11 protein-coding genes are annotated in these 17532 nt (G+C 64.4%); 8 read left to right on the plus strand and 3 right to left on the minus strand.

Going from position 1 to position 17532, the window contains the following annotated elements:
• Positions 1-71: 71 nt before the first annotated feature.
• The 3 genes from ACF8MI_RS20085 to gnd all read right to left on the minus strand — a co-directional run bounded on the left by ACF8MI_RS20085 (position 72) and on the right by gnd (position 4457).
• Positions 72-1868 carry a glycoside hydrolase family 15 protein gene (locus tag ACF8MI_RS20085; RefSeq protein ID WP_060497775.1) on the minus strand — a complete coding sequence of 599 codons (1797 nt, stop codon included), beginning with the start codon at positions 1866-1868 and terminating at the stop codon, positions 72-74.
• Between the two features lie 61 nt (positions 1869-1929).
• Positions 1930-3426 (minus strand): glucose-6-phosphate dehydrogenase, encoded by a 1497-nt coding sequence (zwf, locus tag ACF8MI_RS20090; protein ID WP_060497776.1) that lies wholly within the window; start codon positions 3424-3426, stop codon positions 1930-1932.
• On the minus strand, positions 3423-4457 hold the full coding sequence (gnd, locus tag ACF8MI_RS20095) for a phosphogluconate dehydrogenase (NAD(+)-dependent, decarboxylating) (RefSeq protein WP_110225572.1): 1035 nt from the start codon (positions 4455-4457) through the stop codon (positions 3423-3425). Before gnd ends, zwf begins: the two co-directional genes overlap by 4 nt.
• Positions 4458-4609: 152 nt before the next feature.
• Here gnd and ACF8MI_RS20100 point away from each other — a divergent pair, with 152 nt between their 5' ends.
• From ACF8MI_RS20100 to ACF8MI_RS20135, 8 genes are all read left to right on the plus strand, one after another.
• Positions 4610-4777 (plus strand): DUF6026 family protein, encoded by a 168-nt coding sequence (locus ACF8MI_RS20100; protein ID WP_013973320.1) that lies wholly within the window; start codon positions 4610-4612, stop codon positions 4775-4777.
• 564 nt (positions 4778-5341) lie between these two features.
• Positions 5342-6901, plus strand: coding sequence for a glycogen synthase GlgA (gene glgA / locus ACF8MI_RS20105; RefSeq protein WP_060497778.1), 1560 nt, complete (start codon positions 5342-5344; stop codon positions 6899-6901).
• 14 nt (positions 6902-6915) lie between these two features.
• Complete coding sequence (gene treZ / locus ACF8MI_RS20110; RefSeq protein WP_060497779.1) at positions 6916-8658, plus strand: malto-oligosyltrehalose trehalohydrolase; 1743 nt, start codon at positions 6916-6918, stop codon at positions 8656-8658.
• Positions 8655-10724, plus strand: a complete 2070-nt coding sequence (malQ, locus tag ACF8MI_RS20115) for a 4-alpha-glucanotransferase (RefSeq protein WP_392517743.1) — start codon at positions 8655-8657, stop codon at positions 10722-10724. The genes treZ and malQ overlap by 4 nt, the downstream gene beginning before the upstream one ends.
• A complete protein-coding gene (locus ACF8MI_RS20120) occupies positions 10721-13495 on the plus strand; it encodes a malto-oligosyltrehalose synthase (RefSeq protein ID WP_200928639.1) in 2775 nt (924 codons plus the stop codon). Before malQ ends, ACF8MI_RS20120 begins: the two co-directional genes overlap by 4 nt.
• A gap of 14 nt (positions 13496-13509) precedes the next feature.
• Positions 13510-13794 (plus strand): DUF2934 domain-containing protein, encoded by a 285-nt coding sequence (locus ACF8MI_RS20125; protein ID WP_200928640.1) that lies wholly within the window; start codon positions 13510-13512, stop codon positions 13792-13794.
• Positions 13795-13947: 153 nt separating this feature from the next.
• Complete coding sequence (glgX, locus tag ACF8MI_RS20130; RefSeq protein WP_019096701.1) at positions 13948-16101, plus strand: glycogen debranching protein GlgX; 2154 nt, start codon at positions 13948-13950, stop codon at positions 16099-16101.
• Positions 16102-16454: 353 nt separating this feature from the next.
• A complete protein-coding gene (locus ACF8MI_RS20135; protein ID WP_200928641.1) occupies positions 16455-17531 on the plus strand; it encodes an autotransporter outer membrane beta-barrel domain-containing protein in 1077 nt (358 codons plus the stop codon).
• Position 17532: the final 1 nt, after the last annotated feature.

Genomic DNA, 17532 nt, shown 5'->3' on the forward strand with positions numbered 1-17532 from the left:
GTGCCTAAGGGGTTTGGCCTAGTCTACTCCGCTTGCTCCAACGTGGTGCAATTCCTTGGTGCACGTCGCACCTATCTGCAACTCGCCCGGTCACGCACGGGGCACTGTGCCCGATACAAATTGAGCGCAGTGTTGATGATGCCGATATGACTGAACGCTTGAGGGTAGTTGCCAAGCATGCGCTGGCCGGCCGGGTCATATTGCTCGGCCAGCAGGCCAAGGTCGTTGCACAGGCCGGTCAGGCGTTCATACAGCGCCTGCGCCTCTGCCTGGCGCCCGAGCAAGACATACACGTCAGCCAGCCAGAACGAGCACACCAGGAAAGTACCCTCCCCGGGCGTCAGGCCATCACTGCAACTGTCGCTGTCGTAACGCAACAGCAGGCCGTTCTTCAGCAAGCGCTGTTCGATCTGTTCAAGCGTGCGTAAAAAGCGTGGATCATCTGCCGGCAGAAATCCGGTCAGGGCAACCTGCAACAGGCTGGCGTCCATTTCTGTAGAACCGTAGGCCTGGACGAAATACCGACCGCTGGCATCAAGGCCACGCTCGCAGACTTCACGGTGGATCTCATCGGCTACCTGTCGGTAATGCCGCCCACGCTCACGGCCTTCCTCCGTGGTGTCAGCCAGCCCCGCAGCGCGGTCGAAGGTCACCCAGGCCATCACCTTGGAGTGCACGAACTGCTGCCGGCCGCCACGCACTTCCCAGATGCCTTCGTCCGGCTCGCGCCAGATGCCCTCGACGTAGGGCAAGATCAAGCGGGATATAGCAGCGCTGCGCGGGTGGCGCGGCAAACCGCCCTTGATCGCCTGGGTCATGGCATCGGCCAGTTCGCCGTAGATGTCCAGCTGCATCTGCTGCGAGGCGGCGTTGCCCACCCGCACGGGTTGCGAATGCTCGTAACCGGCCAGCCACGGCAAGGTGTATTCCTGCAAATCCCGTTCACCAGCCAGGCCGTACATGATCTGCATCTGTTCGGGGTTGCCGGCCACCGAACGCAGCAGCCATTCACGCCAGGCCTGGGCTTCGTCGAAATAGCCAAGGTTCATGAACGCCAGCAGGGTCATGGTGGCGTCGCGCAACCAGCAGAAGCGGTAGTCCCAGTTACGTTCCCCACCCACGCGCTCGGGCAGCGAGGTGGTGACGGCGGCGACGATGCCTCCCGTGGGGGCGTAGGTCATCGCCTTGAGGGTGAGCAACGAGCGGCGCACCAAAGCCGTGTAGGGACCTACGTGCGGGCAGCGGGCGGCAAAGGCCTGCCATTGATCGATGGTGTGGGCCAGGGCCAGGTCAGTGTCGCAGTCGGGTTGCACGGGCAGGTGCGAAGGCTGATGGCGCAGGCTGAAGATGTGCCGCTCACCTGTGCCAACGCGAAAACGGGCGACGGTATGGTGGTCGCGGGCATGGGGCGGCACGGTGCTGCACAGGATCAGTCGGTCAGGGCCCGCGACGGCGCTGAGGGTGAGTGGGTCGAGCCGTTCCACCCAGGGCACGCTGCGCCCGTAGTCGAAGCGCATGACCAAGTCCATTTCGAAGTTGGTTTCACCAGAGATGCCCTCGACGATTCGCACCACCGAATTGACCTCGCCCAAGGGCATGAAGTCGAGCACGCGGGCACGGCCAGTGGCGGTAACCCAGGTGGTTTCCAGCACCAGGGAGTCGTCCAGGTATTGGCGACTGCTGTGCTCGACCGGGTCGCAGGGGACCAGGCGCCAGCGGCCGTTTTCTTCGTTGCCCAGCAGTGCGGCGAATACGGCTGGGGCGTCGAAGCGTGGCAGGCACAGCCAGTCGAGTGAGCCGTCGCGGCTGACCAGGGCGGCGCTTCGGCAGTTGCCCAGCAGGGCGTAGTCTTCGATGTGGGTGGGCATTTGGTCTCCTTGATGTGATCGCCAGTGCCCGCGAGAGGGCCGGTACAGGGTCACAAACCTCTCACCCCAACCGGTGCCACTCGCGCTTGTCCCGCGCCAGCAGTTCGTTGCCTGCCTCAGGCCCATCGTCACCCGCCGGGTACTCATGCACTTCGCCATCCTGCGCCCAGGCATCGAGAAACGGCTGCACTGCACGCCAACCGTTCTCGATGTTGTCGGCACGCTGAAACAGGGTCTGATCACCGGTCAGGCAGTCGTAGATCAAGGTCTCGTAGCCGGTCGCCGGGGTCATCTTGAAGAAGTCTTTGTAGGCAAAGCCCAGCTCGACATTCTCCATCACCAGTTCCGGCCCAGGCCGCTTGGCCTGCAGGTCGAACCACATGCCTTCGTTGGGCTGAATCTGGATTTTCAGGTAATTGGGCTTGGGCCGCTCCAGCTCCGACTCGCGAAACTGCGCATAGGGCGCGGGCTTGAAGCAGATGGCGATTTCGGTATCGCGTACGCTCATGCGCTTGCCGGTGCGCAGGTAGAACGGCACGCCAGCCCAGCGCCAGTTGTCGATCATGACCTTCAGTGCCACGAAGGTTTCGGTCTGGCTGTCGGCAGCGACATTGGCCTCCTGCCGGTAGCCGGGCAACGGCTTGCGCCCCTGCTTGCCGGCAACGTACTGGCCACGCACGGAGTTTTTCAGGGCCATTTTCGCCGACCACGGGCGGATGGCGCCGACCACCTTGGCCTTTTCACTGCGCACGGCGTCAGCGCCGAACGCTGCGGGGGGCTCCATCGCCACCATCGCCAGCAGCTGGAACAGGTGGTTGGGCACCATGTCGCGCAGGGCGCCGGTGCTGTCGTAGAACGCGCCACGGGTTTCGACGCCAACCGTTTCCGCAGCGGTGATCTGCACATGGTCGATGTAGTGGTTGTTCCAGAACGATTCGAACAGGCCGTTGGAAAAACGGCTGACCAGAATGTTCTGCACCGTTTCTTTGCCCAGGTAATGGTCGATGCGGTAGATCTGCCGCTCGCCCATCACCTTCAGCAGGCAGGCGTTAAGCGCCTCGGCGCTGGCCAGATCGGTGCCGAACGGCTTCTCGACCACCACCCGGCGAAAGCCCCCGGCGGACTCGTCGAGCAAGCCGGCCTGCCCCAGGCGCTGGGCCACTTCGGGGAAGAAGCGTGGCGAGGTTGCCAGGTAGAAGATCGCATTACCATGGCTGGTCTTGTCGATGCGCTTGGCGATAGCCTGATAGGTCGCCGGGTCAAGAAAATCACCGGTCTGGTAATCCAGGCGTTTGGCCAGGCGTGCCCACCGCTTTTCGTCCAGGCATTTGGCCGTGCCCTTGTCCCGCTCGACCATGAACGCATGCAGGCGCCCGGCAAAATCCTCGGCGCTGGCCGGGTTGTGGTCGACGCCGACAATGCGCAGGTTGCGGTCCAGCAATCCATCGCGGCTGAGGTTGTACAGCGCCGGCATCAGCAGGCGCTTGACCAGGTCGCCATTGGCGCCGAACAGGAACAGGGTGCAAGGCGGTGCAGCAGGAATGGTCTGTTTGGTCATTCGGCTTTCTTCTCGACATGGCCACCAAAGCCCAGGCGCATGGCCGAGAGGATCTTGTCACCGTAAGTGCCCTGCTGCTGACGCGAGCGGAAGCGGGCGAACAGCGCGCTGGACAGCACCGGCACCGGCACTGCCTGTTCCACGGCGGCGTCGATGGTCCAACGGCCCTCGCCACTGTCGGACACCGAGCCGCTGAACTGCGACAGCTGCGGGTCGGCCACCAAGGCATCGGCGGTGAGGTCGAGCAACCACGAAGTGACCACGCTGCCGCGCCGCCACACTTCAGCGATCTCGGCCACGTTCAGGTCGAAGCGCTGGTCTTCGGGCAGCTCGTTGCCGCCCTTGCTGCGCAGCAGGTCGAAGCCTTCGGCATAGGCCTGCATCAGGCCGTATTCGATGCCGTTATGCACCATTTTCACGTAGTGCCCTGCACCGGGTGGGCCGGCGTGAATGTAGCCATGTTCGGCACGCTGGTGCTCGCCGCTACGGCCATGAGTACGCGGGATGTCGCCCACGCCCGGCGCCAGCGCCTTGAACAGCGGTTCCAGGCGCTCGAACACGTCCTTTTCGCCACCGATCATCATGCAGTAGCCACGGTCCAGGCCCCACACACCGCCGGAGGTGCCCACGTCCAGGTAATGCAGGCCGCGTTTGGCCAGTTCAGCGGCGCGGCGCATGTCGTCCTTGTAGAAGGTATTGCCACCGTCGATGATCGCATCGCCCGGCTCCAGCAGTTCGGCCAGTTGGGCGATGGTCTGCTCGGTCGGTTCACCGGCCGGCAGCATGACCCACACTGCGCGCGGCGCTTTCAGTTTTTGTACCAGTGCACCGAGGTCGTGTGCGCCTTGAGCACCCTCGCCTTCCAGCCCGGTGATGGCCTCACGGTTGCGGTCGTGTACCACGGTGCGGTGGCCGGCGCGCATCAGGCGCCTTGCGATATTGCCGCCCATGCGGCCCAGCCCGACGATTCCCAGTTGCATGAGCCGATGCTCCCCTTTCGAAATGGTTGACGACACAGTCCAGCTTTTCAGATTAGTCCAGCGTACCGCAGGAGGGTTCAGCGACGAACGGCGAGACCACGATAAACAAAAAAGTTCCCAAGCCCTGCGAAAGAATTCAGAATGCGCCCCACGTGAAGCGTCTACGCTTTAATTGTCACCAGCCAGAACCGCGAGGTGTGCTCATGGGTACCTTAATGCCAGCAACCCCAACCCAGACACTTTATGTCTCCGTGCGCCGTGATGAGCTGCGTAAACTGAAAGACGAGCGTGACCAGCTGCGCCAGCAGGTCGCCCAACTGAACCTGCTGCTGGCGCAAGCGCGTACCGACGGCAAGGCCGTCAGCCTCTGATCTTTCCTTCCTCTCAGTGGGGGCTGTAGGGCTCCCACCTGTTGACTCTACTTTTCCAGGTCAGTCCCCTTCGCGGGTTCACCCGCGAAGAAGCAAACGCCCATCCAATGCCCCACTATGGTGCAACCGCCCACTCCGGCCACAATTTGGCGCACCCGCAAAACGGCTCCGGCAAACCTTTTCACATCCAGTCACATACGCCAACGTTTGCGTCTATTTCGCACCTCACATTAATGACCAGTGGGTCACCTTTTTATCGCGTTCTCTCCTACACTCGGTTTTCGGCCCGCCATTTGCTCAAGGGAAGAGTGACGTAAAAAAGTCGAACTTTAAGGAAAGCCGGTAGGTCATGAATTAAGTAGGCCAAACGCATGGGGCACTCCCAGCCACGGCCCACCCACCCCAACCAGTCCACTCGCCTGCGGCCGGAATGCCGACAGCGCTGTGCCTGCGCGCACGACTCAGGGGCATGGAACGCACTACGCAGATTCGAACCAGAGAGAACCAACACGATATATCGCCACGGGTGCCAGCACCCGGCCAAGCATAGGGACGGAGAGAAGTATGATCAGTGCCGCTGTCGAGCCTCACGTAGATTCATTCAACCCGGACAACCGCGAGCCGCTCACACCGGACTTCGCCAAGACAGGCACGGCACCCGGCGCCCAGCGCCAGCACAACCCCAACAAGCGCAAGATCCTGTTCGTAACCTCGGAAATCGCCGATCTGGTGAAAACCGGTGGCCTGGGCGACGTATCTGCCGCCCTGCCCCGCGCCTTGGCGCATCTGCACGATGTGCGGGTGCTGATCCCCGGCTACCGCCAGGTGATGGAAAGCGACAACCCCATCCACATCGTCGGTGAACTGGGCGGCCACGCGGCACTGCCGCCGTGCAAGATCGGGCGCATGGACATGGCCGACGGCCTGGTGATCTATGTGCTGATCTGCCCCGAACTGTACCAGCGCGACGGCACGCCCTATGGTGCCAACAATGGCCGCGACTGGCCCGACAACCACATCCGCTTCGCCCGCCTGGGCCTGGCCGCCGCCGAAATTGCGGCTGGCGAAGGCAAGATCCACTGGACACCCGAAGTGGTGCACGCCCATGACTGGCCCGCCGGCCTGGCCCCGGCCTACATGCACTGGCGCGGGCTAAGCACGCCTACCCTGTTCACCATTCACAACCTGGCTTACCAAGGTGTGTACAGCCGGGGTTGCAGCCCGGAGCTGGCCATTCCCGACCACGCCATGCAGCAGGAAGGCATGGAGTTCTACGGCAAGCTGTCGTTCCTCAAGGCGGGCCTGGCCTACTCCAGCCACATCACCACGGTCAGCGCCACCTATGCCCGGGAAATCACCACCCCCGAATTTGGCTGCGGCCTGGACGGTTTCCTGGCCAGCAAGGCCCAGCAAGGCCTGCTCGGTGGTATCCCCAACGGCATCGACGAAAGCTGGGATTCGGCCACCGACAAGCACCTGCAGCACAACTTCAGCATCAATGACTGGGAAGGCAAGGCACGCAACACCCAGGAAGTGCGTGATCTGTTCGGCCTGGAAGCCTCGGAAGGCCCGCTGTTCGCCGTCGTTTCGCGGCTGGTCTATCAAAAGGGGCTGGACCTGACCCTGGGCGTGGCCGACTACATCGTCGAGCAAGGCGGGCAGATTGCGATCATCGGCCGTGGCGAGCCGGAAGAAGAACAGGCCATGCGTGAACTGGCGCTGCGCCACCCAGGCCGCATCGGTGTGCGCATCGGCTTCAACGAAACCGACGCACGGCGCATGTTCGCCGGCAGCGACTTCTTGCTGATGCCGTCACGCTACGAGCCGTGCGGCCTCAGCCAGATGTACGCACAGCGCTTCGGCTCGCTGCCGGTGGCGCGCAATACTGGCGGCCTGGCCGACACCATCGAGTGCGGCGTTACAGGCTTCCTGTTCAACGAATCCACCGTCGAGAGCTACCGCCAGGCACTCAGCCGCGCCTTCTATGTGTACGGCAAGAAGGACCTGCTGAACGCCATGCGCTGCCTGTCGATGACTCAGCCGTTCAACTGGTGCCAGGCGGTGGAACCCTATGCCCGTCTCTACGAGAACCTGGTCAAGCAGGCACAGCTGGGCCATTACTGAGCGAGGGTCAGAAGATGCACAGGCATGGCGCACACTTGCTGGACGCCACGTCGGCGCGCTTCGCCCTCTGGGCACCCGATGCGCGCAGCGTGAGCGTGGAACTGGAGCAGCAGCCGGCCATCGCGCTGCTGCCGGATGAAGAGGGCTGGTACACCGGCGTGGCCCCGTGCCAGGCCGGTGACCGTTACCACTACCGCGTTGACGGCGAACTGCGGGTTGCCGACCCGGCCTCGCGCTACCAGCCTGAAGGGGTACAGGGGCCGAGCCAAGTGGTGGATGTGGCCGGTTACCCTTGGCAACACACGTGGCAAGGTCGGCCCTGGCACGAAGCGGTGATCCAAGAGCTGCATGTCGGCTTGCTCGATGGCTACGACGGCGTCGCCCGGCATTTGCCGCGCCTCGCCGAGCTGGGCATCAGTGCCATTGAGCTGATGCCGCTGGGGCAGTTCCCCGGCGAGCGCAACTGGGGCTACGACGGCGTGCTGCCGTTCGCGCCACAAAACACCTACGGCCCCCCCGAGCAGCTGTGTGCACTGGTCGACCAGGCCCACGGCCTGGGGCTGATGGTGCTGGTGGACGTGGTGTACAACCACTTCGGCCCCGACGGCAATTACCTGCACCAATACGCCAGCCCGTTCTTCCGCGAAGACCGGCAGACGCCCTGGGGCGCCGCCATCGACTTCCGCCGCCCGCAGGTGCGCGAGTACTTCATCCAGAACGCCCTGATGTGGCTGTGCGACTACCGCTGCGACGGCCTGCGCCTGGATGCCGTGCATGCCATCGACCAGCCCGACTTCCTGATCGAACTGGCGCAACGCGTGCGCGCCGCCGTGGAACCCGGCCGCCAGGTGTGGCTGGTGCTGGAAAACGAGCACAACCAGGCCGGCCTGCTGGAGCAAGGCTTCGACGCCCAGTGGAACGACGACGGCCACAATGCCCTGCACGTGCTGCTGACCGGTGAAACCGAAGGCTACTATGCCGATTACCAGCAACGCCCCATCGAGCAACTGGCGCGCTGCCTGGCCGAAGGCTTCGTGTTCCAGGGCCAGGCCAACCGCCATGGCACACCACGCGGTGAACCCAGTGGTCATTTGGCGCCCAGTTCTTTTGTATTGTTCCTGCAAAACCACGACCAGGTCGGCAACCGCGCCCTGGGCGAACGCCTGACCCGCCTGTGCCCGCCGCCGGCCTTGCGGGCGGCCACTGGCCTGCTGCTGTTGGCACCGATGATCCCGCTGCTGTTCATGGGCGACGACGATGGCAGCTGCCAGCCGTTCCTGTTTTTCACCGACTTTCATGACCAGCTGGCCGATGCCGTGCGCGAAGGCCGGCGCGGCGAATTCGCCCACTTCAACGCGTTCGCCGACCCCGAGCAACGCGCGCGTATTCCCGACCCCAACGCCGAACAGACCTTCGAAGCGTCACGCCCGCAAAACAAGGAAGTGATCGCCGGCTGGCACGGCCTGTACCAGCAACTGCTCGGCCTGCGTCGCCGTCATGTCATCCCGCACCTGCCCGGTAGCCGTTCACTGGGCACCGAGGTGCACGGCGAAAAGGCGCTGACCGCACGCTGGCGCCTGGGCGATGGCAACACCCTGCGTATCGACCTGAACCTGGGCGACACACCGCAGTCCATCGAATTACCCGCAGCCTCCACTTGGCTGTTCGACAGCAGCGACACCCGACACCCCGATAGCCAACTGGCTGCCTACAGCTGCGTGGTCAGCCTGCTTCCCCCTGATCTGGAGCGTCCATGAGCGAAACCGCCCTGCACCGCTTGGCAAACCGCGTCGGGCTGAGCCGCGACTGGGTCGACGCCAACGCCCGGCCCCAGCGCGTCAGTGATGAGGTGCTGCGCAGTATCCTGGAAGGCCTGGGCCACCCGGCCGCCGATGACACCGCCATTGCCACCAGCCTGCGCGCTGTGGAGGCCACAGAAGACAGCGAGCACCTGCCACCTCTGCTGACCGCCGACCTTGGCCAGCCGCTGGCGCTGGCACGCTACTTCAGCGCGGCCAGCGTCGCGCACTGCACCCTGGAAGACCACACCTCGCTTACCCTCAGCCTCGACGATCAGGCGCGCCTGCCCGGCGAGCTACCCATAGGCTACCACCACGTTGAAATCGACAGCCGCCGCTTCACCGTGGCCGTGGCACCGCCGCGCTGTCACAGCCTGGAAGACAAGGTGCCGCACCCCCCGCCGCGCTGCTGGGGCTTGGCCGTGCAGCTGTACAGCCTGCGCCGCCCTGGCGACGGCGGCTACGGTGATTGCCTGGCGCTGGAGCAACTGGCCCGCTCCGCTGCCGAACGCGGCGCCGATGCCTTGGCCATCAGCCCGATCCACGCCCTGTCGGCCATCGACCAGGAACACTACAGCCCCTATTCACCCTCCAGCCGCCTGTTGCTCAACACCCTGTACGCCAGCCCCGCTGCGCTGCTGGGTGAACGGGAGGTGCGCAAGGCCATCGAAGCCTGCGGCCTGGAGCAGCAACTGGAAGACCTGGAACAACGTTCACTGGTCGATTGGCCACGCGCCGCCAGCGCCCGACTGCGCCTGCTCGAAGCGCTGTACCAGGGCTTTAGCCAGGGCAACCATCCACTGCGCACGGATTTCGACAGCTTCCGCGAAGCCGGCGGCCAGGCGCTTGAGCACCACTGCCGCTTCGAGGTACTGCAAGCACAGGCGGTAGAGCATGGCCTGGGCGCCGACTGGCGCAACTGGCCCAAGGCCTGGCACGACCCTTACCACCCGGAAGTTGAAGCTTTTGCCAACGCCTACCCGGCCAAGATCGAGTTCCATGCCTTTTGCCAATGGCTGACCGAGCGGGGCCTGCAGCGTGCGCAGGACGCCGCCCGCAGCAACGGCATGAGCATTGGCCTGATCGCCGACCTGGCCGTGGGTGCCGACGGTGCCGGCAGCCAGGCCTGGAGCCGCCAGGACGAACTGCTGGCGGGCCTCAAGGTGGGTGCGCCGCCCGACATCCTCAACCGCGCCGGGCAGGACTGGGGCATCTGCGCGTTCTCGCCCGAAGGCCTCAAGCGCAATGGCTACCGCGCCTTCATCGAAATGCTGCGGGCCAACCTCGCCCACGCGGGCGGGCTGCGCATCGACCACGTAATGGGCCTGCGCCGGCTGTGGCTGATCCCACAGGGCGCCAAGCCCAGTGAAGGTGCCTACCTCAATTACCCACTGGACGACCTGCTGCGCCTGCTGGCGCTGGAGTCGGTGCGCCATCAGGCGATCATCCTGGGCGAAGACCTGGGCACCGTGCCCGATGGCCTGCGCGAAACCCTGGCAGAAAAAGCCGTGCTGGGCATGCGCGTGCTGCCCTTCGAGCAAGCCCAGCCCGGCCAGTTCAAGCCGATTCTCGACTGGCCGGACAACGCGCTGGCCACCACCGGCACCCACGACCTGGCGCCCTTGGCCGGCTGGCTGGAAAACCGCGACATCGACTGGAGCCATCGCTTGCAGCTGATCGATGCCGCCACCGAATTGCACTGGCGCCATGACCGCCAGAAAGAGCACGACGGCCTGCGCCGCACCCTGGAAGCCAACTACGGTGCGTTGAAGGACAACGACGCGCTGATCGATGCCGCCATCCGCTACGTCGGCCATACCCGCGCGCCGTTGGTGCTGGTGCCTTTGGAAGACCTCCTCGGTTGTGACGAGCAGCCCAACCTGCCGGGCACCACCGCCGGGCACCCCAACTGGCGCCGGCGGTTCGCCTTGCCAGTGCGCGATCTGCTGGATGACGAAGATGCCGCACGGCGCCTGGAACTGCTGGCCCAGGCCCGCGAACAGGCCTGGGAGCGTGACCGATGAAGCCCCTCACCGCGACCCTGCGCCTGCAATTTCACAGCGACTTCACCCTCGACAATGCCGTGCCGCTGGTGCCGTACTTCGCCCAGCTGGGCATCAGCCACCTGTATGCATCGCCCATCCTCAAAGCCCGTGCTGGCTCGCGCCATGGCTACGACGTGGTCGACCCGACCTGCGTCAACCCCGAGCTGGGCGGCGAGGCCGCGCTGGAGCGGTTGGTCGCCGCGTTGCGCCAGCATGGCATGGGGCTGATCCTCGACACGGTGTCGAACCACATGGCCGTGGGCGGCGCCGACAACCCCTGGTGGCAAAGCGTGCTGGCCTGGGGCCGGCGCAGCCCGTATGCAGAATTCTTCGACATCCAGTGGCATTCCAGCGACCCGCTGCTGGCCGGGCAACTGCTGCTGCCATTCCTGGGCAGCGACTATGGCGTGGCATTGAAGGATGGCGAGATACCGCTGGAATTCGACCCGCATCACGGCTTGCTGCAGGTGGCGCATTACGAGCACCGCTTCCCGATCTGCCCGATCGACTATGGCTGGATCCTGGCGCTCAGCCCGGAGCCGGCCCTGAAGGCCCTGGCCGAGCACTTCACCGCCTTGAACGACTCGGCCACGCCGCTGGCCGATGCGCTCCCGCTGCAGGCCGAGCTGGCCCGCCTGACCCGCGAGGGCGCCGACCTCGACTCGGCCCTGCTGGCGTTCGACAGCCGCAGCGAGGCCGGCTTCAAGCGCCTGCACCTGCTGCTGGAGCGCCAGACCTACCGCCTGGCCAGCTGGCGCACCGCCGCCGACGACATCAACTGGCGCCGCTTTTTCGACATCAACGAACTCGGCGGGCTGCGGGTGGAACGCACGGCGGTGTTCGAGGCCACCCACGCCAAGCTGTTCGAACTGATCGAACGCGGCCTGGTGGACGGCCTGCGCATCGACCATATCGACGGCCTTGCCGACCCGCGTGGCTACTGTCGCAAGCTGCGCCGGCGCGTCGATGGCCTGTTGGCACGCCGGCCTTTGCAGGCTGCCCTGGAACACTTCCCGATCTACGTGGAGAAGATCCTCGGCGCCAACGAGCACCTGCACCGAGACTGGCTAACCGACGGCACCACCGGCTACGAGTTCATGAACCAAATCTCGCTGTTGCAGCACGACCCGGCTGGCGAAGCGCCGCTGACGGAACTGTGGGCCAACGTCACCGAGCGCCCGGACTTCCCTGAAGAAGTGCGTCAGGCGCGCCACCTGGTGCTCAACGCCAGCCTGGCTGGAGACTGCGAATCGGTAGCCCAGGCCCTGTTGCAGGTGGCGCGCAACGACCTGATGACCCGCGACCTGACCCTGGGCGCCATTCGCCGGGCCTTGCAGGCCCTGGTGGCGCATTACCCGGTGTACCGCACCTACTTCAACGCCTGCGGGCGGCCGGCTGAAGACGAAGGTTTTTTCCAGCAAGCGTTGGCCAATGCCCGGCAAGACCTCGGCGAAGCCGACTGGCCGCTGCTGGAGCACCTTGAGCAATGGCTCGGCGGGCAAGGCTGGCGGCACCTGCCACCGGGCCGCGCCCGCAAGCAGTTGCGCCATGCTTGCGTGCGTTTCCAGCAGCTGACCGCGCCCAGTGCCGCCAAGGCCGTGGAAGACACCGCCTTCTACCGCAGTGCCCGGCTGCTGTCGCGCAACGACGTAGGCTTCGAGGCCGAACGTTTCAGCGCCTCGCCCATGCACTTCCACAACGAAGCCCAGCGGCGCCTGCGCGACTTCCCCGACAACCTGCTGGCCACCGCCACGCACGACCACAAGCGCGGCGAAGACACCCGCGCACGCCTGGCTGTGCTCAGCGAGCGCGGCCCTTGGCTGGCCAGCCGGGTAGAACATTGGCGCGAACTGGCCGAGCCCCTGCGTATGCAGCTGGACGATGGCCTTGCACCCAGCCCCGGCGACGAGCTGATGCTGTTGCAAACCCTGCTCGGCAGCTGGCCGCTGGACCTCGACCTGCACGACGGCAACGCCCTGCGCCAGTACGCCGACCGCATCCGCCAGTGGCAGCAGAAGGCCTTGCGCGAAGCCAAGCTGCGCAGCAGCTGGAGCGCCCCGAACGACGCCTACGAAAACGCCTGTGCTCGTTACATCGACCGCCTGCTGCTGGACAACGAGAACCAGCAGCTGCGCAAATCGGTGGCCGATGCCGCGCAACTGCTGGCCTGCCCCGGCGCCCTCAATGGCCTGGTGCAGGCCTTGCTACGCATGACCACGCCCGGTGTACCCGACCTGTACCAGGGCAACGAGTATTGGGACTTCAGCCTGGTCGACCCGGACAACCGTCGCGCCGTGGACTACGCTTGCAGGCGGGCCACCCTGGGCGATGCCACGCCCGCCACCGAGCTGCTGGCCCACTGGCGCGACGGCCGCATCAAGCAGGCCTTGATCGCCCGGCTGCTGGACTGCCGCCAGGCCCATACCGACCTGTTCCGCCGCGGCGCCTACCTGCCGCTGACGGTACAAGGCCGACATGCAGACCATGTGATCGCCTTTGCCCGCCTGGGTGAAGGCGAACGCGCCATCGTCGTCGCCCCACGCCTGGCCAGTGGCCTGCTGGGCGGCGCCGCAACCCCGTTGATCCCGGCACAGAACTGGGACGACACCCGGCTGGTACTACCGTTTGCCTTGTCGCCTGCCAACTCGACGGGACTTTTCCCTTACGCGGCGGTCAGCCCTTCAAGGGAGCTGATGTTGAGCGCCGTGCTGGCGGAGTTTCCGGTCAACCTGTTGATACAACAATCTTGAGCATCAGGAGCGTCATGATGAGTGTCGATGAAAAACGTATTCGCGAATTCGCTTACCAGATCTGGGAGTCCGAGGGTAAGCCTGTAGGCGAGGAAGATCGCCACTGGGACATGGCCCGCAAGCTGGCCGAAGCTGAAGCCCTGGCACCCAAGGCGGCACCGCGCAAGAAGGCGCCGGCCAAGGCCAAGGTAGCGGCTGAGCCCAAAGCACCAGCAGAACCCAAGGTTGCTGCACTGCCGGGTGTGAAACCTGCTGCGGCGAAAAAGCCCCGGACGGCGAAAAAACCGGCTGCCGGTTAAGCCTGCACCGGCCTCTTCGCGGGCTCGCCCGCTCCCACAGGTACAGCATCAACCTCCAGCCCTGTGGAGACCTTGTGGGAGCGGGCAAGCCCGCGAAGGGGCCGGTGCAGGACTAAACAGTTCCCCTTCAACCAAGGCCCCCTGAGGATTGCCATGAGCCCCCGCACCCCAAAGAAAACCCGCTCAGTTGCCCCATCGCGCATCCGCGAAGGCCTGCCCTTTCCCCTTGGCGCCACCTGGGATGGCCTTGGGGTCAACTTCGCCCTGTTCTCGGCCAACGCCACCAAGGTCGAGCTGTGCCTGTTCGACTCCACCGGCGAGCAGGAAATCGAACGCATCGAGCTGCCCGAATACACCGACGAGATCTACCACGGCTACCTGCCCGACGCGCACCCCGGCCTGGTCTATGGCTACCGGGTGTACGGCCCTTACGAGCCAGAGAACGGCCACCGCTTCAACCCCAACAAACTGCTGATCGACCCCTACGCCAAACAGCTGGTCGGCAGCCTGAAATGGTCCGAGGCGCTGTTCGGCTACACCATCGGCCACCCCGACGGCGACTTGTCGTTCGACGAACGCGACAGCGCGCCTTTCGTGCCCAAGTGCAAGGTGATCGATCCGGCGTTCACCTGGGGCCGCGACCAGCGCGTGCTCATCCCCTGGGAACGCACCATCATCTACGAAGCGCACACCCGCGGCATCAGCATGCGCCACCCGGCCGTACCGGAGGAACTACGTGGCACCTTTGCTGGCCTGGCCAATGACGAGTTGCTCAAGCACATCAAGGAGCTGGGCGTTTCCAGCATCGAGTTGCTGCCCATCCACGCCTTCGTCAACGACCAGCACTTGCTGGACAAGGGGCTGAACAACTACTGGGGCTATAACAGCATCGCCTTCTTCGCCCCCCACCCGCGCTACCTGGCCAGCGGCAAGATCGCGGAATTCAAGGAAATGGTCGCGCACCTGCACGACGCCGGGCTGGAGGTGATTCTGGACGTGGTCTACAACCACACCGCCGAAGGCAACGAGCGTGGCCCCACCCTGTCGATGCGCGGCATCGACAACGCTTCGTACTACCGCCTGATGCCGGACGACAAGCGCTACTACATCAACGATTCCGGCACCGGCAACACCCTGGACCTGAGCCACCCCTGCGTGCTGCAACTGGTCACCGACTCGCTGCGCTACTGGGCCGGCGAAATGCATGTGGATGGCTTCCGCTTCGACCTGGCAACCATCCTGGGCCGTTACCGCGAAGGCTACAGCGAGCGCCATGGTTTTCTCGTTGCCTGCCGACAGGACCCGATGCTGAGCCAGGTCAAGCTGATTGCCGAACCCTGGGACTGCGGCCCCGGCGGCTATCAGGTGGGCAATTTCGCCCCGGGCTGGGCCGAATGGAACGACCGCTTCCGCGACACCGTGCGGGCGTTCTGGAAAGGCGACGAAGGCCAGCTGGCCGACTTTGCCTCGCGCATGACCGCCTCGGGCGATATGTTCAACAACCGTGGCCGGCGCCCGTATGCCTCGGTCAACTTCGTCACCGCCCACGATGGCTTCACCCTGCGCGACCTGGTGTCGTACAACCACAAGCACAACGAAGACAACGACGAGAACAACCAGGACGGCACCGACAACAACTTGTCGTGGAACTGCGGCGTGGAAGGGCCGACCGACGACCCGGGCATCAATGCCTTGCGCATGCGCCAGATGCGCAACTACTTCGCCACCTTGCTGCTGGCCCAAGGCACGCCGATGATCGTTGCCGGCGACGAGTTCAGCCGTACCCAGCACGGCAATAACAACGCCTACTGCCAGGACAGCGAGATCGGTTGGGTGAACTGGGACCTGGACCAGGACGGCGAGGAGCTGCTGGCCTTCGTCAAACGCCTCACCCGCCTGCGCCTGGCCTACCCGGTGCTGCGCCGTTCGCGCTTTCTGGTGGGGGACTACAATGAGGCCATCGGGGTCAAGGACGTGACCTGGCTGGCGCCCGATGGCAGCGAAATGAGCGTCGAGCAGTGGGAAGACCCGCACGGGCGTTGCCTGGGCATGCTGATCGACGGCCGTGCGCAGGTCAGCGGTATTGCCCGGCCGGGTGCCGAGGCCACGGTATTGCTGATCGTCAATGCTCACCACGACATCGTGCCGTTCAAGTTGCCGGCCGTGCCCGAGGGCGAGTACTGGAGCTGTCTGGTCGATACCGACCGGCCGGAGCTGCGCAAGGGGCAACATCTGCAGTTCGACAGCACGTTCGAGGTCAAAGGGCGGTCGATGCTGCTGATGGTGTTGCAGCACGAGGAAGACTGAATCCCTTGCCAGTGGCAATGCGGTGAGCCTCTAGCAATCATTCTTCATAGCCGGGGCGCGGCAAATAGCGAACCCGGCTATGCCTTACCTGTTTATTCGATTAATCAAGGGGTTGAACCAAACCACGAAGCGTGAACAGATTCTTCACATTTTCTTGACGCAAGCGGCGTCCTCTCCTTAGCTGAAACCTTACCTAGTCGTAAATTTCTCGCGCCGGGCCTCTAGCTCGCGCCTTTGTGCGCGCTTGCACAGGCTGGCGTGCTGGTTTGGGTCGCCCTCTGTTTTGCCGTACAGCTCGTGACAACAGGCCAGGTCCTCGGGCTGTAACCCACAAAAAACAAAGGAGATCCGCCATGAAATGCACCGCGACCCCCTTGCGCTTCGACAGCATTTTCTACGCGGTTTCCACGTCGATGCTTCTGGCAACCCCGGTGGAAACGTTCGCGTACGAGCTGCAAGGTGACCCCACCTCGCCCGGCTTCTTGCAGCAGTCTGCGCTGCCGCAGCTCTCGCTAGACCCGGTCAGCGCCAGTGGCCTGAGCATCGGCACGCTGAATGCCTTTTCACAGAAGATGAGCGAACGCCACGGGCAGGCGGCACCGGACCTGGTTGCCAGACAGTGGGCGCAGTTTTTCCCGACCACCTCGCGCAACGGCGCGCAACCCCCGGAGCAGCTTGAGGCGCCCAGCCAGCAACTGATGATCGGCCCGGACCTGTTCGTGCGTGAAACGGCTGCGGGCAATGTGCACCGCGCCGGGATTTTCGTGGGGCACAACAACCTGCAAAGCAGCTTCAACGGCATGCGCCCACTGTTGGGCGACAAGCAGCGCAATGCGGTGAACCTGAGCGGGGAAAGCCTGGGCGTGTACTGGAGCATGACCCATGAACAGGGCTGGCACCTGGACGCCGTGGCCATGGGCTCGCGCATCGATGTGCTGGGGCGTGGCGAGAACGGCCAGCGCGTGGACGACAGCGGCCACGCGATGACCTTTTCGGTGGAAGGTGGGTACCCGATTCGCCTGGGTGGCAACTGGGTGATCGAGCCTCAGGCACAGTTGATCAACCAACAGTTCTTCCCCGGTAACCAGGTGCAGGAAGAAACCCTGCAGGCCTTCGACAGCCAGCCGAGCTGGAGTGGCCGGGTGGGTGCGAAATTGTCCGGGCGCTACGAAGTGCGCGGCATGCCGATTGAACCCTATGTGCGGACCAACATGTGGTATGACTTCAGCAATGCCGACGAGGTGAAGCTGGACCAGGTCGACAAGATCTCCAGCTCGCGCTACTCGACCACGGTGGAATTGGGCTTGGGGCTGGTGGCGCGGGTGACACCTTTGGTGGCCTTGTTTGTGAGCGCCGATTACAGCAGTGATGTAGATGACAATGATTTGAATGGGCTGATTGGTAGCCTTGGGGTGCGGATGCGGTGGTAGG

The organism is Pseudomonas sp. yb_9 (genome assembly GCF_043103635.1).
In the GTDB taxonomy this organism is placed as follows: Bacteria; Pseudomonadota; Gammaproteobacteria; order Pseudomonadales; family Pseudomonadaceae; genus Aquipseudomonas; species Aquipseudomonas monteilii.